This window comes from Thermosinus carboxydivorans Nor1, assembly GCF_000169155.1.
GTDB lineage: Bacteria > Bacillota > Negativicutes > Sporomusales > Thermosinaceae > Thermosinus > Thermosinus carboxydivorans.
The window spans coordinates 21,458-43,513 of record NZ_AAWL01000007.1; the positions used below are offsets into that span (position 1 = coordinate 21,458).

At 54.1% G+C, this 22,056-nt stretch carries 24 protein-coding genes; 19 read left to right on the forward strand and 5 right to left on the reverse strand.

Features of this window, described 5'->3' with window-relative positions; all coding sequences use genetic code 11:
- Window positions 1-97 precede the first annotated feature (97 nt).
- The 10 genes from TCARDRAFT_RS06555 (at window position 98) to TCARDRAFT_RS06600 (ending at window position 10,755) form a co-directional block, all read left to right on the forward strand.
- On the forward strand, window positions 98-469 hold the full coding sequence (locus TCARDRAFT_RS06555) for a 2Fe-2S iron-sulfur cluster-binding protein (protein ID WP_007289221.1): 372 nt from the start codon (window positions 98-100) through the stop codon (window positions 467-469).
- Entirely contained in the window at window positions 466-2,145 is a 1,680-nt protein-coding gene (locus TCARDRAFT_RS06560; RefSeq protein ID WP_007289222.1) for an FAD-binding protein, read from the forward strand. The genes TCARDRAFT_RS06555 and TCARDRAFT_RS06560 overlap by 4 nt, the downstream gene beginning before the upstream one ends.
- 160 nt (window positions 2,146-2,305) lie before the next feature.
- Window positions 2,306-3,169, forward strand: a complete 864-nt coding sequence (locus TCARDRAFT_RS06565; protein WP_232199107.1) for a ChbG/HpnK family deacetylase — start codon at window positions 2,306-2,308, stop codon at window positions 3,167-3,169.
- A complete protein-coding gene (locus tag TCARDRAFT_RS06570) occupies window positions 3,156-4,169 on the forward strand; it encodes a lysylphosphatidylglycerol synthase transmembrane domain-containing protein (RefSeq protein ID WP_040683145.1) in 1,014 nt (337 codons plus the stop codon). The genes TCARDRAFT_RS06565 and TCARDRAFT_RS06570 overlap by 14 nt, the downstream gene beginning before the upstream one ends.
- Window positions 4,166-5,086 carry an NAD-dependent epimerase/dehydratase family protein gene (locus tag TCARDRAFT_RS06575; RefSeq protein ID WP_007289225.1) on the forward strand — a complete coding sequence of 307 codons (921 nt, stop codon included), beginning with the start codon at window positions 4,166-4,168 and terminating at the stop codon, window positions 5,084-5,086. The genes TCARDRAFT_RS06570 and TCARDRAFT_RS06575 overlap by 4 nt, the downstream gene beginning before the upstream one ends.
- A gap of 59 nt (window positions 5,087-5,145) precedes the next feature.
- Window positions 5,146-6,702, forward strand: a complete 1,557-nt coding sequence (locus TCARDRAFT_RS06580) for an ArnT family glycosyltransferase (RefSeq protein ID WP_007289226.1) — start codon at window positions 5,146-5,148, stop codon at window positions 6,700-6,702.
- A 15-nt stretch (window positions 6,703-6,717) separates the two neighbouring features.
- Window positions 6,718-7,461: a glycosyltransferase family 2 protein gene (locus tag TCARDRAFT_RS06585; RefSeq protein WP_007289227.1), complete on the forward strand. Its 744-nt coding sequence runs from the start codon at window positions 6,718-6,720 to the stop codon at window positions 7,459-7,461.
- 54 nt (window positions 7,462-7,515) lie between these two features.
- Window positions 7,516-8,187 (forward strand): response regulator transcription factor, encoded by a 672-nt coding sequence (locus TCARDRAFT_RS06590; RefSeq protein WP_007289228.1) that lies wholly within the window; start codon window positions 7,516-7,518, stop codon window positions 8,185-8,187.
- Between the two features lies 1 nt (window position 8,188).
- A complete protein-coding gene (locus tag TCARDRAFT_RS06595; RefSeq protein ID WP_007289229.1) occupies window positions 8,189-9,490 on the forward strand; it encodes a sensor histidine kinase in 1,302 nt (433 codons plus the stop codon).
- A 386-nt stretch (window positions 9,491-9,876) separates the two neighbouring features.
- Window positions 9,877-10,755, forward strand: a complete 879-nt coding sequence (locus tag TCARDRAFT_RS06600) for a substrate-binding domain-containing protein (RefSeq protein WP_007289230.1) — start codon at window positions 9,877-9,879, stop codon at window positions 10,753-10,755.
- Between the two features lie 13 nt (window positions 10,756-10,768).
- Here the strand turns inward: TCARDRAFT_RS06600 and TCARDRAFT_RS06605 are convergent, their stop codons facing one another.
- Entirely contained in the window at window positions 10,769-11,752 is a 984-nt protein-coding gene (locus TCARDRAFT_RS06605; protein ID WP_007289231.1) for a methyltransferase, read from the reverse strand.
- A gap of 192 nt (window positions 11,753-11,944) precedes the next feature.
- On the opposite strand from TCARDRAFT_RS06605, the gene TCARDRAFT_RS06610 reads away from it, so the two are divergent.
- The gene (locus TCARDRAFT_RS06610; protein ID WP_007289232.1) at window positions 11,945-12,424 is read left to right on the forward strand and encodes a DUF134 domain-containing protein; all 480 of its coding nucleotides are present in this window, start codon (window positions 11,945-11,947) and stop codon (window positions 12,422-12,424) included.
- A 59-nt stretch (window positions 12,425-12,483) separates the two neighbouring features.
- Here the strand turns inward: TCARDRAFT_RS06610 and TCARDRAFT_RS06615 are convergent, their stop codons facing one another.
- Window positions 12,484-12,726 carry a TIGR03905 family TSCPD domain-containing protein gene (locus TCARDRAFT_RS06615; protein WP_007289233.1) on the reverse strand — a complete coding sequence of 81 codons (243 nt, stop codon included), beginning with the start codon at window positions 12,724-12,726 and terminating at the stop codon, window positions 12,484-12,486.
- Window positions 12,727-13,016: 290 nt separating this feature from the next.
- On the reverse strand, window positions 13,017-13,247 hold the full coding sequence (locus TCARDRAFT_RS06620) for a hypothetical protein (protein ID WP_007289234.1): 231 nt from the start codon (window positions 13,245-13,247) through the stop codon (window positions 13,017-13,019).
- 135 nt (window positions 13,248-13,382) lie between these two features.
- Here TCARDRAFT_RS06620 and TCARDRAFT_RS06625 point away from each other — a divergent pair, with 135 nt between their 5' ends.
- The 5 genes from TCARDRAFT_RS06625 (at window position 13,383) to TCARDRAFT_RS06645 (ending at window position 16,884) form a co-directional block, all read left to right on the forward strand.
- Complete coding sequence (locus TCARDRAFT_RS06625; RefSeq protein WP_007289235.1) at window positions 13,383-14,156, forward strand: IclR family transcriptional regulator; 774 nt, start codon at window positions 13,383-13,385, stop codon at window positions 14,154-14,156.
- Between the two features lie 138 nt (window positions 14,157-14,294).
- Complete coding sequence (locus tag TCARDRAFT_RS06630) at window positions 14,295-14,498, forward strand: 4Fe-4S dicluster domain-containing protein (RefSeq protein ID WP_007289236.1); 204 nt, start codon at window positions 14,295-14,297, stop codon at window positions 14,496-14,498.
- 24 nt (window positions 14,499-14,522) lie between these two features.
- Window positions 14,523-15,593 carry a 3-methyl-2-oxobutanoate dehydrogenase subunit VorB gene (gene vorB / locus TCARDRAFT_RS06635; RefSeq protein WP_007289237.1) on the forward strand — a complete coding sequence of 357 codons (1,071 nt, stop codon included), beginning with the start codon at window positions 14,523-14,525 and terminating at the stop codon, window positions 15,591-15,593.
- A gap of 2 nt (window positions 15,594-15,595) precedes the next feature.
- Window positions 15,596-16,348, forward strand: coding sequence for a thiamine pyrophosphate-dependent enzyme (locus TCARDRAFT_RS06640; RefSeq protein WP_007289238.1), 753 nt, complete (start codon window positions 15,596-15,598; stop codon window positions 16,346-16,348).
- Complete coding sequence (locus TCARDRAFT_RS06645; RefSeq protein WP_007289239.1) at window positions 16,345-16,884, forward strand: 2-oxoacid:acceptor oxidoreductase family protein; 540 nt, start codon at window positions 16,345-16,347, stop codon at window positions 16,882-16,884. Before TCARDRAFT_RS06640 ends, TCARDRAFT_RS06645 begins: the two co-directional genes overlap by 4 nt.
- Window positions 16,885-16,927: 43 nt before the next feature.
- On the opposite strand, the gene TCARDRAFT_RS16190 is transcribed toward TCARDRAFT_RS06645, so the two are convergent.
- Entirely contained in the window at window positions 16,928-17,053 is a 126-nt protein-coding gene (locus tag TCARDRAFT_RS16190; RefSeq protein WP_269635009.1) for a hypothetical protein, read from the reverse strand.
- A 201-nt stretch (window positions 17,054-17,254) separates the two neighbouring features.
- Here TCARDRAFT_RS16190 and TCARDRAFT_RS06650 point away from each other — a divergent pair, with 201 nt between their 5' ends.
- The 3 genes from TCARDRAFT_RS06650 (at window position 17,255) to speE (ending at window position 20,780) form a co-directional block, all read left to right on the forward strand.
- Window positions 17,255-18,250, forward strand: a complete 996-nt coding sequence (locus TCARDRAFT_RS06650; protein WP_007289240.1) for a respiratory nitrate reductase subunit gamma — start codon at window positions 17,255-17,257, stop codon at window positions 18,248-18,250.
- Complete coding sequence (locus TCARDRAFT_RS06655; protein WP_007289241.1) at window positions 18,189-19,793, forward strand: (Fe-S)-binding protein; 1,605 nt, start codon at window positions 18,189-18,191, stop codon at window positions 19,791-19,793. The genes TCARDRAFT_RS06650 and TCARDRAFT_RS06655 overlap by 62 nt, the downstream gene beginning before the upstream one ends.
- 153 nt (window positions 19,794-19,946) lie before the next feature.
- Window positions 19,947-20,780 (forward strand): polyamine aminopropyltransferase, encoded by an 834-nt coding sequence (speE, locus tag TCARDRAFT_RS06660; protein WP_007289242.1) that lies wholly within the window; start codon window positions 19,947-19,949, stop codon window positions 20,778-20,780.
- Window positions 20,781-20,824: 44 nt separating this feature from the next.
- Here speE and TCARDRAFT_RS06665 read toward each other — a convergent pair whose 3' ends face one another.
- Window positions 20,825-21,937, reverse strand: a complete 1,113-nt coding sequence (locus TCARDRAFT_RS06665; protein WP_007289243.1) for an aminopeptidase — start codon at window positions 21,935-21,937, stop codon at window positions 20,825-20,827.
- Between the last annotated feature and the right edge of the window lie 119 nt (window positions 21,938-22,056).

Below are 22,056 nucleotides of genomic sequence, written 5' to 3' on the forward strand. Positions count from 1 at the left end.
ATAAATAAGACCTTCAGCCCAAATGGATTATTTTGGCAGGAATTAACTTACCGCTTGCCGAAACACAAACTAGCTGCAATATCAGGGAGGGATAGGCGTGACTACATGCTCGGGGAAGATTTTGGTAAAAGCGTTTCGCTTTAACCCTGCCACCGACGCCGCCGGGCGGCTGGAAGAATACACGGTTGAAAGCAGCGAGCCCTTGTCTGTTATGGCACTACTTGCGAAAATTCATGACCTTGATCCCACCTTTGCCTGCCGGACGTCAACCTGTTTTAAAGGAAAATGCGGCTCTTGCCTGGTCAGGGTGAATGGCCAGGATGTGCTAGGCTGCACGACGCTGGTGCGGCCGGGCGAAACGGTGGTTGTCGAGCCCCATTCTCGCTTTAAGCTATTGCGCGATGTGGCGGTGGATTTTACGCAGCCGCTGCCGGCGGAACAAGATAAGGCAGAGGAGGGACAAAGATGAAGGTCAGCAAACAAATTGTAACAGATGTGCTAGTCATTGGCGGCGGCGCCGCCGGGATGAGGGCCGCCCTGGCGGCGGCTGAGGCGGGGTCAGCGGTACTGCTGGTCAATAAGGGACCGGTGGCCAGGTCGGGAATTACCCTGACGGCGGCCGGCGGCATGCAGGCGCCGTTCCATCCTGATGACAGTCCTGAGTTATTTTTTCAGGATACGGTTAAGTTCGGCTACGAGTTAGGGGACCAAAATCTCATCAAGGTTCTGGCCGAGGACGCCTGTGCCAGGGCGTTGGACGCTGAGCGCTTTGGTGCCCGGATTGTGCGGGACACAGCGGGAAATTTTGCCATCGGCCGGTTCCCAGGCCAGTGTCGGCCGCGTAATATCTTTTTCCAGGGTGGCGGCGTCGGCTTGGCGAGTGCCTTGGCCCGGGCCTGCCGTAACCATCCGCACATCGAGCTTAAGGACGACTTTTTTGTAACCGGACTGATTAAAGGAAGCGACGGGCAGCCGGCCGTAGCCGGCGCGGTCGGACTGGACCTGCGCACCGGGGAATTCACGCTGCTTAAGGCCAAGGCGGTTGTTTTGGCGACCGGCGGCTGTCAGTGGCTGTGGGAAGTCAATGACTGTCCTACTGATGCGACGGGCGACGGCATAATTTACGCCTACCGGGCCGGGGGCGAATTGGTGGACATGGAGATGGTGCTGTTTTATCCGTCAGTCATTGTTTGGCCGCCCTCGCTGAAAGGCGCCTTTGTCCATTACGAGTTTCTTGATGCCGCCATTTTGGACGGCAATGTTTATGATAAGGACGGTAATGCCGTCTTGCCCAAGCCCCTGCCTGTGCGGGACGAGGCGATGCGCTTGATGGCCCTGGCCATTCGCGAAGGGCGAGGAACAGCGCGGGGCGGGCTGCTATGGTATGTCGGCGACTCACCCAAAGGGGAGGAAGCTGTCCGCAAACGGCTCAGCACCGCCCAGTACCAGTATCTCCAGGCCCATGGCGTCGACCCGGCTAAGGAAAAGGTGGAGGTTGCTCCCGGCGCCCATTATCTAATGGGCGGCATTTTCATCGACGAGCAGTGCCGCACCACCATTGCCGGTCTGTTTGCCACTCCCGAGTGCGCCGGCAATTTTGACGGTGCTAACCGCCTGGCCGGCAGCGGACTTACGGCTACCCAGGTGTTTGGCGCAAAAGCGGGTGAGGCGGCTCATGCTTGGGCGGCAGCGATGGAAGGGGTAGACGTTGACCCCGCCTCGCTTGAAGCTGAGACGGCGCGGGTAGCCTGCCGGATTGGGGCTTGCTCGCCACAGTCAAGAATAGCGGACCTGCGAGATAGGCTGCGCCACGCCGTCCAGCAGTATGCCGGGGTAGCCCGGGAGGCGGCCGGGCTAAAGCGACTGCTGTCGGTCGTGGATGAAGTGGAGGATGAATTGGCCCAGGTACGCGTACCGGATATAGTCGTATTTAACCAGCCGCTTATGGATGTGCTGCAACTGGCGAATATGTGCGAAATTGCCAGGCTTGTCGCCGGCAGCGCACTTATGCGGGAAGAATCGCGCGGCCACCATTTCCGCAGCGATTTTCCGCGCCAGGACGATGCCAACTGGCTTAAACATACGGTAGCGGTCAAGGGTGAAACGGGGCCGCGGTTTGGGGTTAGACCGGTGATCCGGCTTTAAAAGAACATAATGGTGGATAACCGACAGCGGTGATTTGGATACGGGTTCCCTTAATTACCGCTGTTTTTGTCGTTTTTCAGTTTTTTTTCAGAATCGGGTCGTATACTAGACTTGCTACGGACCGTGGTGTCCGGGACAAATGTTTTTCGGTGGACAGGTGGTGATCCTGATTAAACGCTTAATTGTCAATGCCGATGATTTTGGGCTTCATGAAAGCATCAATAATGCCATTATTGCCAGTCATCGCGAAGGCTGTGTGACCAGTGCATCCCTTATGGCCGGCGGTAATGCTTTCGACCATGCTGTCGCCTTGGCCCGGCAGCATCCACGGCTGAGTGTGGGCGTGCACCTCACATTAGTGGGGGCGCGGCCGGTGGCGCGGGGCAACATTCACACCCTACTGACTGACGACGGCAAGCTGCTGCCTGACTACGGCGCTTTTGCGCGTCGCTATTTTCGCGGGGCCATTGCCAAAGAACATATCGAGTATGAACTGCGCTGCCAAATGCAAAAAGTGGTCGGCAGCGGCATCATTATCAGCCATATCGACAGTCATCAGCACTTGCATGCTATGCCGGGCATGGCGGCGATTGTGGCCAAAATCGCCCGTGAATTCCAGGTGACCAAAATCCGCATTCCGGCCGAGCCACTGTCCTTTTTTCCAAAGCAATATACGGTTAGCCGCGTGCTGGCGCGGACGGCGTTAACGGTTTGCGCCGCCTGGGCCCGGCGCCAGTATGCTCGCAGCGGTTTAAAAAGTCCGCAGTACTTTTTTGGAATGCTAACCGGCGGGACCATGCATGCCGCCAACCTCAAAGCGGTGATTGAGAACCTGCCTGAGGGGCTATCGGAAATCATGGTCCATCCAGGTATGGACAATAAGGTTCTTGATGCGGCATACGGCTGGAGGTATCAGTGGCAGGAGGAATTGGCGGCGCTGCGCAGTGCGGAAATTTTAGGGGCGCTGCGTCGCCATAAAATTAAACTTATCAACTACTGGGAGTTGGATGATGAAACAAGCTAATTTGCGACTGGTTGCCAGCCTTGGTCTGCTGCTGGCGGTAACGGCGGCAGTAGTTTTTGCCACTTTTGACGCTCAGATGTTTATCTACCTGCGGGCGCTGCGTCTGTGGGCCGTGCTGCTTGTCCTGGGGCTCGTGGCAACCGGTCTTTACTTTGACGCCTATCGCCTAAAACGCATGGCCGAGCTCGCCGGGACGGCCGTTACGCTTAAACAATGCGTGCCGGTAATTCTGGGCAATTACTTTTTTGCTTTGCTAACCCCTGGCGCTACCGGCGGGCCGGTTGCGCAGGTAGCACTGCTTCGCAAGGCCGGCGTTCCCGTGGGCAAAGCAACGGTTCTGGCGGTTGTCCGTACGCTTTTGTCGCTGTTCGTCTTGGTTCTTTGCCTGCCGGTAGTCGTCTATTTGGACGACGGGATCGCGGCGTGGCTCCCCAAGCATTTAGCGGTAGGCGCGGCAATGGCTGTTGTCGCCGCCGGCTGCGGAATGCTAAAACTAATGCAGGTGCGGCGGTTTGCCTTGCTGTTTAAACGGGTGGCCTGTCGGTTGCTGCCGGGTAAGGCCCGCCAGTTACTGCGCTTTTTCCGGGATCTTGAGGCGGCGTTGACGCTGCTTGGCCAAAGCGGCCGCGGTATGGCCGAAGCCTTTGTGTATACGGTTTTTAGTTTGTTTGCCCTGTATAGCATTGTGCCGGTCCTGTTCGCCGGCATGGGTGCGCCGGTGGCATGGGGGACGGTTCTCGGTCGGGTCGTTTTGCTCAATTTTGTGCTGTATTTCGCACCGACGCCTGGCGGCGCGGGTGTCGCCGAAGGCGGTTTTGTCTTACTGTTTAGCACGCTCTATCCCGCCAGCATGGTCGGAATTGCCGCGCTTTTGTGGCGGTTATTCAGCGAGTACCTACCTTTTATGCTCGGCTTTATTGCCATGGTTCGTGTTTTTGGTTATCATTTCCTGAAAAACAGCCAATTGCTGGCGGCTGACGAAGGAGGTAAGTGCGGATGAAAGTGCTGGTTACCGGGGGAGCGGGCTTTATCGGTTCCCATATCGTCGACCGGCTTATTGAAGCCGGCTTTCAGACCGTCGTTTTGGACAATCTCAGTGCCGGCTGCCTGGCTAATGTAAACCCTGCGGCGCGTTTTATGCAGAAGGATGTCCGGGACCGGGACCTTGCTGACTTATTGCGTGCTGAGCCGTTTGATTTCGTCGTCCACCAGGCGGCTCAGACCACCGTTCCTAAATCGCTGACCGACCCGTATTACGACTGCGATGTTAATATCATGGGACTGGTCAATGTCCTGGAGGCCTGCCGCTCTTCGGGCGTGAAACGGATTGTCTTTGCCTCCAGTGCGGCGGTGTACGGCGACCCGGCGGATTTACCGCTCAGTGAGGAAGCCGACAAGCAGCCAACATCCTTTTACGGCCTGAGTAAACTTGTTGCCGAAAAATATCTGGAGTTGTATTATAAAAATTTTGGTCTTGAGTATGTAGCCCTGCGCTATGCTAACGTCTACGGCGAGCGGCAGACGGATAGCGGTGAAGGTGGCGTCATTAGCATCTTTTTGACGAAGGCGCTGGTTGACGAGCCGCTTACGGTCTTTGGCGACGGCACCCAAACGCGGGATTTTATTTATGTCCGCGATGTGGCTGAGGCCAACTACCGCGCGCTGTTTACCGCTAACGCCAACCGCAGCTACAATATTAGTACCGGTCAGGAAATATCTGTTAATGAACTTATTGGCCTGATGCAGCAGTTGGTGGAGAAACCACTGATAACGCAGTATGCGCCGCCGCGGGCGGGCGACATTTACCGGTCGGTGCTAAATAATGCCGCCGCCCGCGCCATGCTGGGCTGGCAGCCGAACTATTCGCTGGCCGAGGGCCTGGGCCGGACGCTGGCAAGCTTGCGCCAGAGAGGTTAGAGTCATCCGGTCAGAACTGCGGCCGGCGCATGGGGCAGATAAAATTTTCAGGAGGGAATATGAGCAGTAAGCCTTGGTTTCGCCTGCTGGCAATTATCTGCATAGCGGCGTTTGTCATGTTTTTCCGTCTGGGCAGCTTGCCGCTGTTTGATCCCGATGAACCCGTCTATGCCGAAACAGCGCGGGAGATGCTACAGTATGGCGACTTCATATCGCCCCGCATTTACGGCGATTTTTGGTATGACAAGCCCCCTATGTACTATTGGCTGGTTGCCGCAAGCATCAGCCTGTTTGGCGATAGCGAGTTTAGCGCCCGCTTTCCCTCGGCTTTGCTGGCTCTTGGCGGCGTCGTGACCGTTTATTTTGCCGGGGCGCGGTTGTTTAGCAACCGCGCGGGCGCGATTGCCGCGCTGGTGCTGGCAACGAGCTTTGAGTATTTCTATCTCGGCAAGGCGGCAGTTACCGATATAACCCTGACTTTCTTCCTTACCGTATCACTCCTAAGTTTTTTTGAGGGCCGTTACTACCTGGCCTACGCCAGCGCCGCCCTGGCGGTGGTAACCAAAGGGCCCATCGGTATTGTTTTCCCCGCCATGATTCTTGGCCTATATTATATCTTGACTCGCAATTGGGGAATTTGGCGCCGGCTGCGGCTGGTAAGCGGCGCGCTGGTATTCGCGGTCATCGCTCTCCCCTGGTATGGGGCGATGTACGCCTATCACGGCCTGGATTTTATCAACACTTTTCTAGGCTTTCATAACGTGACACGCTTTCTCCAGCCCGAGCATCCCGAAGGTAAACTCTGGTATTACTACTTCCCCGTTTTGCTAGTCGGCTTTTTCCCGTGGACAGCCTTCCTCGTCCAGGCTGGTCGTGCAGCTTGGCGCGAACGGCATAGCGCCGATGGCGCTGCGCTATCTTTTTTGCTGATATGGGCCGGCGTAGTGTTCGGTTTTTTCACCATGTCCCAGACCAAGCTTGTTTCATACATTTTACCCATGTATCCACCGCTGGCGCTGCTGGTCGGCTGGTATATCGACCGGGCGCTAACGGCTAATCACCGCCGGGCGTTCCATATCGCCGCTGCTCTTCTGACGCTGTTGGCCGGCGCGTTGGCGGCGGCCTTGTGGCTGGCCGGCGCGAAATTGGCTCCGGCCTTGATGCCCGGAGTGGCGGCAGTATGTACTGCTTTAGCGACAATGGTGACGATGGTTTGGTGGAGCGCCGTCCGTAATGGCGGCCGCGGGACGGTGGTTTCACTGACGGTCGGCATGATGTTGTTTGTCGCTTCGCTGATGACTGCCCTTTTGCCGGCCGCAGCCCCTGCTTTTTCTATGAAAGATTTTGCCGCGGCTTTTGAGGCCCGTTATGACGGTCAGGCGCCTGTCTATGTGGCTAAGTTTTACCGCCCTGGTTTCATGTACTATACAGGCAGGCCGGGGATTGAAATCAAAGCGCCTGAACAAATCGCGAATGTTATTGCCGGCACGGCGGGCAAAGCCTACTTCATTATGAGTGAAAACGCCTACCGCAAGCTCCCGGCTTCTTTGCAGGGCGGCCTGCAGCCGCTTTACCGGCAAGAGGATAAAGTTTTGCTATTGAAAGACACGGAATGATTGGAGGCAACCAACATGAAAAAACCGTCCAGCCTGTCGTTTGTTTTTCCTATGTACAATGAAATTGACAATATCGAGCCTTGTGTGCACGGCGCGATGGCTATCGGTAATAAGCTAGGCATCGACTATGAGATTGTTGTCGTCGACGATGCCAGCACCGACGGGAGCGGAGCGCTGGCTGACCAATTGGCCCAGCGCTATCCTGTAATCCGGGTTGTTCACCATGAAGTCAACCGGAAATTGGGTGGTGCTTTGAAGACCGGCTTTGCCCACGCTACTAAAGACTATATTTTATATATGGATTCCGATTTGCCGCTGGATTTCGATGATGTCAAAAACGCCATCCCGCAAATCGGCGACGCCGACATGCTCATCGGCTACCGCCTGACCCGGGATGAACCGCTACGGCGGAAAGTTATCTCCAAAGTGTACAACCTGATGATCCGCCTGATTTTCGGACTTAAGGTCCGGGACGTCAATTTCTCGTTTAAGCTGTTCAAACGGGAAATTTACCAGAATATTGTCTTAAAGTCAGAAGGGTCGTTTATTGACGCCGAACTACTGCTTGAGGCTCACCGGCGGGGCTATACCATCCGGGAAATCGGCTTTGTTTATCACCCGCGCGTTGCCGGGCAGTCTACCCTGGCCAGCACGTCGGTCATAAAAAAAGTTTTCGTGGAAATGTGGCGGTACTATAAGGAGCGGAGTTCGTGGCAGAATAAGCATACTGAGGCCGTAGCGTCCCGCCACTTGAGTTAGAAGGGGAAAAGAGAGCAGTGGCTAGTGGCTAAAGGGAAATAGCAGGTGATGAAGATGCGGATTTTGCTGGCAGAGGATGACTCCCGCCTGGGCAAGCTTATTAAGCATATGCTGGAAAAAGAAAAAATGCAGGTTGACTGGGTGACTGAAGGTAACGCCGCGCTGGAATATGCCTTGTATTCGCCTTATGACGTGGTCATTCTGGACTGGATGATGCCAGGGCTAAGCGGGCTGGAAGTATGCGACAGGCTACGCAAGCGAAGGTATCAGGGCGCCATTTTGATGCTGACTGCCCGGGATGCCGTCGATGATAAAGTCTTAGGGCTGGACACCGGCGCCGACGATTATCTGGTCAAGCCTTTCGAGTTTTCCGAGCTTATGGCGCGGATCCGTGCCTTATCTCGCCGCAGTGCTGTTGTCCTCAAAGAAGATATCGTCCAGGTAGGCGACTTGGTGCTTAACCGCACAACGCGGGTAGTACGGCGGGGCGACCGCGAAATCCAGCTGACCGGGCGGGAGTTTCAGATGCTTGACCTGCTGGTGCAAAACCGGGGCAAAGTCGTGCCGCGGGAAGTAATTTTAGACCGCGTCTGGGGCCTGGAGTCAGAGGTATCTTCCAATAACCTTGATGCCTATGTCCGCCTGTTGCGCAAAAAAATTGATTTCCCCGGCGAGGAGAAGCTGATTCACAATATACGGGGAATCGGGTATAAGCTGGGGGAATAAAATGTTCAGCAAGATTCGGAGACGGCTAACGCTGTTTTATACCGGTCTGATGGTGGCTTTTCTCCTGACGTTCGTTGGGGTTATTTATATTGGCATGACCTGGGCCATTTATTCCGAGGGAAAACAGGAAGTGCGCCTGTTTGCCGAAGAAGAAGCCAGGGAGCATTTGGTGATTTTCAAACACAAGGACCTGCTGCCGAATATGTTGCAGGAAAATTACCGCGACGGCAGCGGCCGGATGTTTTTTTTCGCGTTTGATGCTTATGGGAGTTTAATTAATGCGGCCGAACCGTATTCTGCCCTGCGCGAGCCGGTGCTGGCCAAAATCCGGAGCTGGAGCAGCGCTGACGGCGATGTGGAGTTGGCGACCATTGTCCTCTCTAGCGGCGATGAGGCCATTCTTATGCTTTCCGCCCAGCGGGTGTATGATGGCGATATGTTTTTAGGAACGGTATACGTCGGCCGGGACATTACCCCTTATTATCAGGTCTTAAAAAACTTCCTGGTGGTCACGACCGTGGTGTCCTTCGCTTTTCTCATTCTCGTTTCATTGGCGGGATACATCATGGCCGGCCGGGCAATGACGCCAATTCGGGAGTCATTCCGCCGTCAGCGTGAGTTTGTGGCCGACGCGTCCCATGAGCTGCGCACCCCCCTCAGTGTGCTACTCACATCAGTGGACGCCGTCCAAAGCGATGACGGGAGTAGCATGTCGCCGTTCGCGCAGCAGGTATTGTCCGACATGAAGGATGAAATTAGAAAGATGTCGAAAATTGTAAGCGACCTGTTGACCTTGGCCCGAGGGGACGCGGGGGCGTTCAACCTGATAAAGGAGCAGTTCAACTTAAAGGCGGTTGCCGAGCAAGTCGTCCGTTCGCTCCAGCCGTTGGCTGGCGAAAAAGGAATTGAACTAAGTCTGCAAAGCCCCGATCCGGTAACTGTTTATGCCGACCGGGAACGGCTCAGCCAATTGCTCCTGATTTTGCTGGACAACGGAATAAAATATACGCCGCCGGGCGGACAGGTTAAGGCCATCCTGGAGCCGCCGGCCAAAAACAGAGCCGAACTTCGGATTATCGTGCAGGATACCGGCATTGGCATTGCCCCCGAACACCAGGCACTAATTTTTGAACGGTTTTACCGGATAGACAAAGCCCGCTCCCGGGAACTGGGCGGGACCGGGCTGGGACTAGCTATTGCCCGTTGGATTGCCGAGAGCCATGGCGGCGCGATTACGGTTATGAGCAGGCCTGGCCAGGGCAGTACCTTCACGGTAACGCTGCCGCAGCCTGTCGGCGGTTAGGGCGGTGCGGCGACAGTCGGTTGGCCGGCGGTGAGAGCTTTTTTTGCGGATACTTCCCATGGTTAAGTAGTAGGTATCCGCTTTTTTACTTTTAACCGCAAAATATTATTTTGGCGCGACATGCGTCGCGGCCAGTATACCCTGTGCGGTCTTAGCGCACTTTGTGATTTTTTAAAAAGCGCGGTGCGCTTTATTTTTTTGGTACAGGAGTTTAACCATGGAAAGAGAATTATTTTCTAAATATTTGCAGGAGGTGGGGGTTTTTGCTTATCTTCGAACCCGGCGGCCAGCAAACCGGCGAAGGTTATGGCGCCGGATTGCTAGGTATGCCGGAAAACGGGCATGCCTTCTATTGTGGAAAGAAGAGCGAGGAGGGATAACAAGCGGTGCAAAACAAAAAAATGTTACTGATGCCGGTTTTAGTTGTTCTGCTGCTGATGCTGGCAGGATGCGGCGCACCGGCGCAGCAAGCGGTGCAGCAGCAGCCGGCGAAACCGGCTAGGCCGGACATTATTCTTGCAACTACGACCAGTACGCAGGACAGCGGTTTGTTGGACGTCTTAATCCCAGCTTTTGAGAAAAAAACCGGCTACCGGGTGAAGACGGTGGCCGTCGGTTCGGGCCAGGCCATTGCCATGGGAGAAAAAGGCGAGGCTGATGTGCTGCTTACGCATGCGCCGGACGCGGAAAAGAAGATCGTGGCCGCCGGCGCCGTGAGTAGCCGCCGCCTGGTAATGCATAATGACTTTATCATTATCGGACCGGCCAGCGACCAGGCGAAGATAAAAGGCAAGCGTGCCGTAGAAGCCCTAGCGGCCATCGCCGCCAGCCAGGCAGGTTTCGTTTCCCGCGGCGACAATTCCGGTACCCACCAATTGGAAAAGAAATTATGGGCACAGGCGGCGATCAAGCCTGCCGGCGCCTGGTACTATGAAGCCGGCGCCGGCATGGGCCAGACCCTGAGCATTGCTAATGAAAAGAAAGGGTATACCATAACTGACCGGGCTACCTACCTGGCCCAGCGGAAGAATATTTCCCTGGAAATTTTGGTCGAAGGCGACGCCAAGCTGCTCAACATCTACCATGTTATGGAAGTAAATGGGGATAAGTTCAACAAGGTCAACCGCGAGGGCGCCAAGGCGTTTGCCGATTTTCTTCTGTCGGCTGAGGGGCAGCAGCTAATTGGTAGTTTTGGCAAGGATAAATTTGGCCAGCCTCTTTTCTTTGCCGATGGCGGGAAGACGGAAAAAGATTTGGGGTTATGAACAAACGTTAGGCTTAGGGGCGAAGCCCGGTGATGGTGGCGAAAATTCCCCAGACGTTGACGGTTCGGAGACTGCGAAAACCGTGTTGCGCCAGGAAGGCAAGCCACTCGGCCTGGCGCAACATTTCTTTGCCGCCCCGGGTCAGCCAGACCAGCCGGGCGAGGGCGCTTTGCAGGCTGCCCACTCCGTCGGCGACGCGGCACTTGACGATAAGCTGACCGCCGGGGCGGAGGGCGGCAAATACTTTGGGCAGCACCGTGTCACGCTTATCGCCGTGCAGGATGTTGGCACAAAGCACGGCGTCATACCCTGTCCCGATGTCGTCGGTGAGAAAATTGCCTGCCACGCAAGTTATCCGGTCGGCAAGGCCAAACCGGTCCACCAGCTCACGGGCGAGCGAAGCGGCCGGCGGCAGGTCAAACAAGGTAACGCGCAGCTCGGGATATTTCTGGGCCAAGGCGATGCTGTAAAACCCATGACCGCCGCCGAGGTCAAGGAGCGAACTTACGCCGGCAAGGTCTACGCTGGCTACCGTCGCCTGCAGGGAGCCGTTTAAGCCCATGACGCCGATTTGGCGGAGCCGTTCCGCATTCCAGTCCGGTTCATGCCGCCCCCGACTTTGAAAATCGGCCGCCAGGCACTGCCTCAGTTGCCAGGCCAGCGAGCCCGGTCGTTCCTGATTCTCGAACAAGTGGTTAAGGCGCCACAGGCTATTAGGATGTAGATAAGTAGCGGCGGCAGCGGTGGCACTATAGAAGCCGTCAATGTTTTGGACAAGACCGGCAAAAAAGAGCACATCCAGTAAACACTCGGTGGCGTAGGTTTCCCAGTGCTTTTCCCGTGCCAGTTCGACGGCGCTTTTCGGCTCAGCGAGCGCGGCAAATAGGTCGCTCTGAACCGCCACGGACACGACTTCGTAAAGTTGCTGGTGTTCGGCCAGGGTCAGGATACCGGCCATGGAGACCGGCAGGGGTTGGTATAAAAGGGGTGCTTCCATTTCTACCTCCATCAACCTTAATAGTTTTTTAGTTGTTATCCATAAATATTTTTTTCGTAGTTTTTGTAAATTAACCTTTCCACTCTCCTCCGATTTCTATTTTCTACTTATCACTTTCCCATTTCCCCTTTCCATTTTCAAAAAAATGAGTATAATATATATTGAGCATATGCTCAATTGGAGGTTGAGACCATGCCCCGCAAACGATGCTGCGGACTAGTTGACCGGGAGCCGTGTTGCCGGCGGTTTATGCCTGAGGGGCCGGTGCTTGATACAACCGAGCTATATGTGGAAGAACTGGAAGCTATCCGTCTAAAGGATTTGGAAGGACACGATCAGTTAGCTTGTGCAGAGGCCATGGGTTTGACCCGCCCTACATTTCAGCGTATTTTGCAGTCGGCTCGGCGAAAAATCGCGGCGGCGTTAGTGGAAGGGCATGCAATTAAAATTAAAGGGGGGAATTACATGGTGAAAAACCGGGTGTTCGAATGCCGCGACTGCGGCCATCAGTGGGAAGAGCAGCCCTGTTCGGCGGGCGGCAAACACGGCTACGAAATTGCCTGCCCAGAGTGCGGCAGCATGAGCAAAATGAAAATCGGCGCTGACGGCGCCAAACAGGTGTGCGGCGGCCACCGCCACAGCCATGGCCACGGCTGCTGTGGTAGTCACTAGGCAAGGAGGAGCTGGGTAACACAGTACCCCCATCAGTCAAAGTTGATGGGGGTACTGTGTTATTCGGCGAATTGTTCCAACGCCCGGGCCAATTGGTCGGCGCAAGACGTCTGGTTGTCTTCGCAAGGGATGCCGCGAAGCTTTTGGATAACTTCTTTAACCGGCATGCCTTGCACGAGTTTACTAATGGCGGTCAGGTTTCCCTGACAACCGCCGCTAAACCGGACTTCCTTAATGATGCCGCTTTCGATAGCGAATTGGATTTCCGTGGCGCATACGCCTGACGTTATGTACGTAATCATGGACATCTCTCCCATAACCAGTTCACGTTTACAGTATTACCTTATCACGCTTTTTGGCCGGCGTCAATAAAATGCCTCCCCGCCGGATAGGGGGGCAGGGCGAATGAGATTAAGGAAGATAAAGACAAAAAAATGCCACCGCCGGATAGGGGGCGGGGCAGCGAGAAAATTGTATATCGCCTTTAAGCCGCTGATGACATATTTGATGATAGCATAATATTTTAATTATGTAAACTTAACTCCAGAAAAAAGTAAATCCCCATAGCTTCTTCAGCAATGGGGATTAAAGGTTAACAGGAGCGGTAGCCAAGTCGCGGGTGGCGGACTGGTTTAAGGCTCAGGCGCAGTACCAGTTCGACAGCTTCGTCCAGGCTGACGTCCCGGCGCCCCTGCGGTGTTTCAAGGATGCAAACCGGGCTGGCCATTCCTACTTCGCCGGCCGGCATATAGACATATTCTCCGGCGGCAATGTCGCCGAAAATATAACCTGCTTTTAACTGGGAAGCGGTAATCGCGCTCATGTTCTCCTTCCTTTCCTGCGCTATGCAGACAATTATACCACAACCGGCCAAATATCGCGCCTATTTATGTTATAATGGGAAAGAATAGAAGAAAGTTATCGAAATAATGGCTGTGCTTTGACGGAGGGGTATAAAATGGCGAAAGACAAAGAAATCATTCACGCTATCGACCGGGCGCTCGACATTTTGCTTTTACTGCAGCAGGAAGGGAAGGAGATGGGGGTAACCCAAATCGGGGAAGCTTTGGGAATGTATAAGAGTACTGTTTACCGGACGCTGACTACCTTAGAAAACAAGGGCTTTGTTCAACAAAATCCCGAAACCGGGCGGTACTGGCTGGGGTTTAGATTGTACTCGCTCGGTATGCTCGTCCGCGAAAAAATGCCCCTGTCGAAAATCGCTTATCCTCATGCCAAGGCTCTGTCCGAGCGGTTTAATGAAGTGGTTCACATTTCGGTCTTGGACAAAAGCGCTGACCTCTATCCCAAACATATCATTGTCGAGAAAATTCAGAGCCAGCAGGTGCTTAGCTTAACACCGCCGGTAGGCTCCAGCTCGCCCAGCCACTGCTCGGCGGTCGGTAAATGCCTGCTGGCCTTTAGTCCGGGTGAATATACAAATCGGTTTATTGGCCGGGAGCTTCCCCGCTTTACGCCGAAAACCATTACCGATTGGGACAAGCTGCTCGCCGAACTGGCCGCCATTCGTGAGCGAGGCTATGCGCTCGACGACGAGGAGCTGGAATTGGGACTGACCTGTGTGGCGGCGCCCATTCTCGGCCGGGACGGGGAGATCATTGCTGCCCTTAGCTTATCCGGTCCCACGTCGCGGATAAAGTCGGACCAGTTTGCCGAAATCGTGGAGCAGGTAAAGCAGACTACGGCAACCATATCTTCCTTACTGAAATAACTAGCGCGGCATGTTAAAAATTTTTGCAAATCGCCAGGGGAAAAGAAGCTCTTGACGAATATAATTGAATATAAATTAGTGCGTAGCATTTGTGGAACGATGTTCCTGTAAACGGAACAAAATAAGGGGGTGAATCCCGTGGCAAAAGTGGTTGTTTTGCCCGAATACTGCAAAAGCTGCGGTCTCTGTGTGAATATTTGTCCCAAGAAAATTCTGGCCATTGGCGACAAAGCCAATCAGAAAGGGTACTATACCGTAGTTGTCACCGATCCGGAAAAGTGCATCGGTTGCGCGCTCTGCGGCGCCATCTGTCCGGATATGGCCCTGGAAGTATATCGCTAGTCTGCGGGAAAGGGGAAAAAAGCCATGAGCAAACAGTTGATGAAAGGCAATGAAGCAATTGCCGAGGCTGCCATTCGTGCCGGGTGCAAATTGTTTTTCGGCTATCCCATCACGCCCTCGACCGAGATTGTCGAATATCTGGCCAAACATTTGCCTAAGGCAGGCGGCACGGTACTGCAGGGTGAGGATGAAATTGCCTCGATTAATATGTGCTACGGCGCGGCTGCAACGGGGACGCGGGTAATGACGGCCTCGTCCAGCCCTGGTTTTAGTCTCAAACAGGAGGGGCTGTCCTATCTGGCAGCCGTTGAACTGCCAGTGGTGGTCGTCAACGTTAACCGCGCCGGCCCTGGCCTTGGCGGTCTGGGCCCGTCGCAGGCCGACTATTTTCAATGCACCAAGGGCGGCGGACATGGCGACTACCGCCTGATTGTGCTAGCGCCTTCCAAGGGCCAGGAACTCTACGACTTTACCATGGAAGCCTTTGATTTGGCAGACAAATACCGTAATCCGGTTCTGATCATGGCCGATGGTTTCCTGGGCCAGATGATGGAGCCGGTAGAACTGAAAGAGCGGCCGCGGCAACCGTTGCCGCCGAAAGACTGGGCGGTAGGGGGGTGCCGTGGCCGGGCGAAACGCAAAATCGCCAGTTATAGTCTGACCAACGAAATTGGCGAAGCCAACTGTCTGCATTGGCAGGCCAAGTACGAACAAATCCGCGCGCTAGAGCAGCGGTGGGAAGCTTTTTACGCCGATGATGCCGAGTATCTGTTGGTAGGCTATGGCACTTGCGGCCGCATTGCCAAGAGCGTGGTGCAAAGCGCCCGCCGGCAGGGACTAAAAGTGGGCCTTATCCGGCCCATTACTTTGTGGCCTTTCCCGGAAAAAGCCTTTATTCGCGTCAAAGACCGGGTCAAAGGCATTCTGACGGTTGAGCTCAATGCCGGCCAGATGATCGAGGACATCAAACTCGCCGTAGAATGCCGCGTACCTGTCCATCTTTACAACCGTCAGGGCGGCATGTTGCCTACGGAGCACGAAATTCTTACCCACCTGGCGAAGGTATTTCAATTGTCGCTGGCGGAGGAGGGGTAATCATGCAAAAAGTTTTTGGCCGACCGCAAGGCCTGACTGATTTACCGTTTCATTACTGCCCAGGGTGCACGCACGGCATTATTCACCGTTTGATCGGCGAGGTGCTTGAGGAACTTGACATTATCGGCGATACGATTGGCGTGGCACCGGTTGGCTGCGCGGGCTTTTCGCTCGACTTTTTCGCCTGTGACTTTGTCGGCGCCGCTCACGGCCGGGCCCAGGCGGTAGCTACCGGCATCAAGCGCGCTTTGCCGGATAAAATTGTTTTTACCTACCAGGGTGATGGTGATATTGTCGCCATTGGCACGTCCCATGCTATTCATGTTGCCGCCCGGGGCGAAAAAATTACCTCCATCATGGTTAACAACGCTGTATTTGGGATGACCGGCGGACAGATGGCGCCCACGACGCTGGCCGGCCAAGTAACGACTACCAGTCCCTACGGCCGTGATAAGAGTCTGTTTGGCGCACCGATCGATCTTCCCAAAATTATCGCCACCATGGACGGCGCCGCTTATGTGGCCGCCGTGTCGGTAGATTCGCCCAAGAACATTCACTTGGCCAAACAGGCGCTGAAAAAAGCATTCAAGGTACAGCAGGCCGGATTAGGTTTCGCTTTTGTCAGTATTTTATCCACCTGCCCGACCAACTGGGGGATGAGTCCGGTGGACAGCTTAAAATGGCTGCAGGAGAACATGATGCCCATTTACCAGATGGGCGAGCTGAAAGTGGCGGAGGGGGTCAAAGCCCTATGATGGATAAGGTGTTGTTAGCCGGCTTCGGCGGCCAGGGCGTCATGTTCATTGGCAAGGTGCTGGCCTATGCCGGCATGCTCAGTGACCTGGAGGTGTGCTGGATTCCTTCTTACGGTCCGGAAATGCGCGGCGGTACTGCCAACTGCTCGGTTATTACCGCCGATACGGAGATAAATTCGCCAGTTATTGATTTGGCCGACGGTGGCATTGTTTTAAATCAGCCATCCTATGGTAAATTTTTGCCCCGCATCAAACCGGGCGGCACGCTAGTGGTCAACAGCTCCATCGTCCAATTGGCCAACAAGCGGGACGATATCGACATCATTGCTCTGCCGGCTACCGATATGGCCAATGAACTCGGCAATCCCGGCCTGGCCAACATGGTGTGTTTAGGCGCGCTTTTGCCTAAGCTTAAGTTAACGAGTCTTGCGAGTGTGGAAAAAGCCATCGATGCCGTGGTTGGCAAGAACAAGCCCGCGATGTATGAATTAAATCTGGCGGCTATCCGGAAAGGCTTAGAATTTGTCAGAGCATAAATATGAAGCCAAAAGCTGCCGTGCAATGCGGCAGCTTTTGGCTTCACTTTTTTTCACTAATTTTTCGGGGGGCAAGGGCTAATTTTTCGTAAGGGATGACATCGGTCATAGCATCTTGAACTGGGTAGACGCGGGGGTGAGCGGTTTCTTCATATTCTTCAGGCAGCATGGTATCACCTCAGTTTTTAGAATTTCCCGTTTGGGGTACTAGCATGCACCAACCGGTTATCGGGCTATAAATTTGTTCTATGAGTTTGTGATGATTTACACATAGGAAGCCGGTCAACAGTCTGCTAAAATGAAGGTGTGAAAATTATGGCGAAAGGCGGGAGAAGTTTGCTGCGTCGATATTCGTGGAGGAGGGATTGCCGTGCTTAGTTGGCTGATTTCCGGTCCGTTTATGTATTTGGCAATATTAGTATTTATTCTTGTTACCGCCCGAAAAGTCTGGTCTATTGCTCAAATGCCCCGCCATCTGCGGTGGGACCTGTATCCGATTGCCCATGATGGCCCGCAGGGGTCGCCGTACCAGGAAGTGGATTTTTGGCAAAAGCCGCGGCGGGTGTCGCTCGCGCACGAGCTGGCCGAAATGGCCGAAGAAATTCTGCTCCTGAAACGAACTTTTCTGTACAACCGCAAAATGTGGTTCTTTTCCTTCCCGATGCACTTTGCCTTCTACCTGATTATTGCCTGGCTGGTTTTGCTTGTCGCCGGGGCGGCCCTGGAACTGGCCACTGGTCTTAGAATTTCCGGGAACTCGACGGTCGGGTGGGCTATGCTCTTTAACCTTGCCACGGTGGCAGCTGGAGTAGCCGGGTTGGTTCTCGGCGTATTCGGTACGGCCGGTCTCTTATGGCTGCGGCATACCGATGACAATCTGAAAGATTTTTCTGCGCCCATTACTTACTTTAATTTGTATTTGTTGCTGGCCTTGTTCGGAGTCGGTCTGGCCGCCTGGTGGACTAACGATTCGTCGTTTGAACTGGCCCGCGCCTATGTGCGGTCTTTGCTTAGCTTTAGCCCCATGGCTTTGCCGCATCCGCTGATGGTGCTGGAGGCGCTGCTTTTCGGACTCTTCCTTATTTATCTGCCCTTTAGCCGCATGCTTCATTTTGCCGCCAAGTACTTCTTTTACCATAACATCATGTGGGACGACGAACCGGTTAGCCGTGGCAGCACCCTGGAAAAAAGCATTGCCGGTTATCTCCATTACCAGATAGAATGGTCGGCTCAGCATATCATGCCTAACGGCTCCTGGCTTCAGCAAGCCACGGCCAATCCGACTGCGGAGGTGAAGAAAGCCAATGAAACAAAGAGTCAGGATAAAGGATTTGGCCAAACCGGCGGACATACTTTCTCCGCTTGATGTTAATGAACTGCAACCGGTGCCTGGACATGAAGAAAAACCGTTCAAGCCGGTTAAACAGGAGTGGAAGGAAAAATACGACTTCTCTCTGGACGGCTTTTCGGCCCTCGGCCTGCCCAAGCCGCAGAGCAAAGAGGAAGAAGACGCCCTGGTCAACAAGTTCCTGCGGGGCCTGGAAAAGCTGTTTAAGAAGGAAAATAACTGGACATTCCTCATGCCGGCGTTGCTCAGCACCGAATACTGCGTCCGCTGCAACACCTGTAACGAAGCCTGTCCGGTGTATACCTGCAGTGGCCGGCAGGACATCTACCGTCCCAACTACCGTTCGGAAGTGCTGCGAAAAATTTACCGCAAATACTTTACGACCAGTGGCCGGTTGCTCAGCAGTTTCGTTGGCGCCGACATCGACCTTAACTGGCAGGTAATCTACCGCCTGGCCGAGCTGTCCTACCGCTGTTCAATTTGTCGCCGCTGCGCATCCACCTGTCCTATCGGCGTCGACAATGGCCTGCTCACCCGCGAACTGCGCAAGATTTTCAGCCAAGAACTCGGCATCGCCCCGGAAGCAGTCCATAAAAACGGAACCATGCGCCATCTGCAGACTGGCTCGTCCACCGGCATGACACCGGCGGCCTTCCTTGACACCATTGAATTTATCGAAGACGACATCGAGGAAAAAATCGGCCGTCGCATCAAAATTCCCGTTGATAAAAAAGGCGCCGACATCCTGCTGATTCATAACGCCGGTGAATATGTCGCCTGGCCGGAAAACCCGGCGGCGTTCGCCATCCTATTTGAAGCGGCCGGCCTTAACTGGACGTTGTCCAGTGAAGTGATGGGCTACGAAGGTGTTAACTACGGCGTCTGGTATGACGATGTCCAGTATTCCCGCATCGCCGTGGCCCAGGTGCAGGCCGCCAAGAAATTAGGGGTGAAGAAGATTGTCGTCGGCGAATGCGGCCACGCCACTAAAGCGCTCGTGGAAATTGCTGACCGCGTTTGCATAGGCGATTTGGCCATTCCCCGCGAGAGCTGCCTGCCCTTATTAGAGCAGATTGTAACCAGCGGCGCCATCAAGTTCGACCCGGCGCGCAACAACTTCCCGGTTACCCTCCATGACCCCTGCAATATGGTACGCCTGATGGGCATTGTTAACCCGCAACGCAACATCATTAAACGCATCGTTGCTCCCGGCCAGTTTCGCGAAATGCCGCACGCCGGCACGCAAAATTACTGCTGCGGCGGCGGCAGCGGCTTTGCCATCATGAACTCCTACAATTTCCCTGAGTGGCGCAACAACGTTATTGGCCGGGCGAAAGCGCTGCAGGTACTGGAAGCGTTCAAAGACTGCCTTGATCCATCCATTCCCAAATACTACTGCGCTCCCTGCTCGAACTGCAAGGGAGCGGCCCGCGACATACTCCAAGAACATTACGAGTTTAAAGAGAAATACAACATTATCTACGGCGGTCTGGTAGAACTCATGGTCAACGCCATGGTTGATCTCCCCGAGCCCTTTATCAAGTGGGAAGATGAATTTTAAGTCTCGCGGCCTCGCCCGGTTGGTGCGAGGCCGTAATTTTCCGCTGCCATCTTTTCACATGGTAATATTTATGATAAAATTCGATACTGTGAGATTGTGCATAGGCAGGTAAACTTGTGGTTTATAATAACACCGATTAGGAGGAGATGACAGATGGAGTTGTGGATTACCGAATGGCAGACCAAGAACCTGGGACTGACCTGCCGGGTGAAAGAAGCGCTGTTTACCGGTCGGTCGGAATTTCAGGAAGTTGTCGTTGTTGATACCGATGAGTTTGGCCGGATGCTGGTTTTGGACGGAGTATTTCAGACCTCCATCTTTGACGAGTTTGTTTATCACGAAATGATTGCCCATGTGCCCCTCTTTACCCATCCCAATCCGAAAAACGTTCTAGTCATTGGCGGCGGCGACGGCGGCACCATCCGTGAAGTGGTTAAGCATCCTTCGGTCGAGCGGGCCGAAATGGTGGAAATCGACGGGCTGGTCGTTGAGGTCTGCAAAAAGTATCTGCCAGAAATCAGCGAGGCGTTAATCAATAACCATCCGAAAGTGCATCTGAAGATTGATGATGGCATCAAACACATGAAAGAAGCGGAAAACTTCTATGATGTCATTATTGTCGACTGTTCCGACCCTATTGGTCCTGGCGAAGGCTTGTTCACTTACGAATTCTACAAAGATGTCTACAAGGCGCTCAAGGCCGACGGCCTGTTTGTGCAGCAGACTGAATCGCCTTTCTTCCATCAACCCCTGGTCAAGCGCTTGTGGAAGGATATTTCCTCGCTGTTCCCCATTACCCGCATGTACCTGGCGCAGATCCCCCTCTATCCCGGCGGTACGCATTGCTTCACCATCGGCTCCAAGCAGTATGATCCGCTCAATGTTGATACCGCCAAACTGCCAAAACTGAATACCCGGTATTACAACCGCGATATTCAGAAAAGCTGTTTTGTGCTGCCCAACTTCATCCAAGAACTGCTTAAGTAAAAAAAGCGCCTTCGCGCATTAAGCGCGCAGGCGCTTTTTACACGTTATACCAGATTTTCCGGATTTAGGCCGGAGAGTTCAGGCAGGACAAACCGCCCGTCTTTGCGCACCAGCCGGTCGTCAAACCAAATTTCGCCGCCGCCATACTCCGGATTTTGAATACATACCAAATCCCAGTGAATAGCCGAACGGTTGCCGTTGAAGGTCTTGTCGTAAGCGTTGCCGGGCGTGAAGTGAAAGCTGCCTTTAATCTTTTCATCAAATAGGGTATCTTTCATCGGTTTTTCAATATAGGGATTAACGCCCAGCGCGAACTCGCCGATATACCGGGCGCCTTCGTCAGTGTCAAGAACCTTATTAATTTTTTCGGTATCATTGGCGGTGGCGCGGACAATTTTGCCTTCCTGGAACTCAAAGCGGATATTTTCGTAAGTGACGCCCTGGTAGACGGCAGGCGTGTTGTAGGAAAGGACGCCGTTGACCGAATTGCGGACAGGTGCCGTATACACTTCGCCGTCGGGGATGTTGCGAAGGCCGCAGCACTTGACGGCGCCGATGCCCTTAATCGAAAAGGTGAGATCCGTGCCGGGACCGATGATGCGTACTTTGTCCGTCTTTTCCAGGAGGGCGACGAGAGGATCCATCGCCCGGCCCATGCGGGCATAATCAAGGTTGCAGACATTAAAATAAAAGTCTTCAAAGGCCTCGGTACTCATGTTGGCCAGTTGGGCCATTGCGGCGTTGGGGTAGCGCAGGACACACCATTTGGTGAAGGGGACGCGGATGTCGGTATGGACAGGTTTGGACCAGTGCTGCTGATAAAGCTGCAGCTTCTCCGGCGGCACGTCGGACAGTTCACTCACATTGTCGCTGGCCCGAATGCCGATATAGGCGTCCATTGCCTTCATGCGTTCGCTTTCCCACTGGCCAATCAGCTTAAGCTGTTCGGCGGTGGCGCCGCGCAATAGCGCCCGCTGCAGGGTGTTGTTTTTGAGGGTGACAAAAGGCAGGGCGCCGGCGGCATAAGCCTCATCGACAAGCGCCTTGGCCAGCGGCAGGGCATTGTCGAAGACTTCAATGAGAAGTTTTTCGCCAGGTTTCAGGTCGGTAGAATAGGTAATGAGGTTATGGGCTAGCGTCGCAATGCGCGGATCCAATAGAGGTTCCTCCTTTACATGGCAAATATATTTCCTGTAATATAATCTTTACCATTAGGCTAAATTATTCCTGTTCTGGATTCTAACAGGAAAAAGCGGCCTTTACCCGAATAATATGA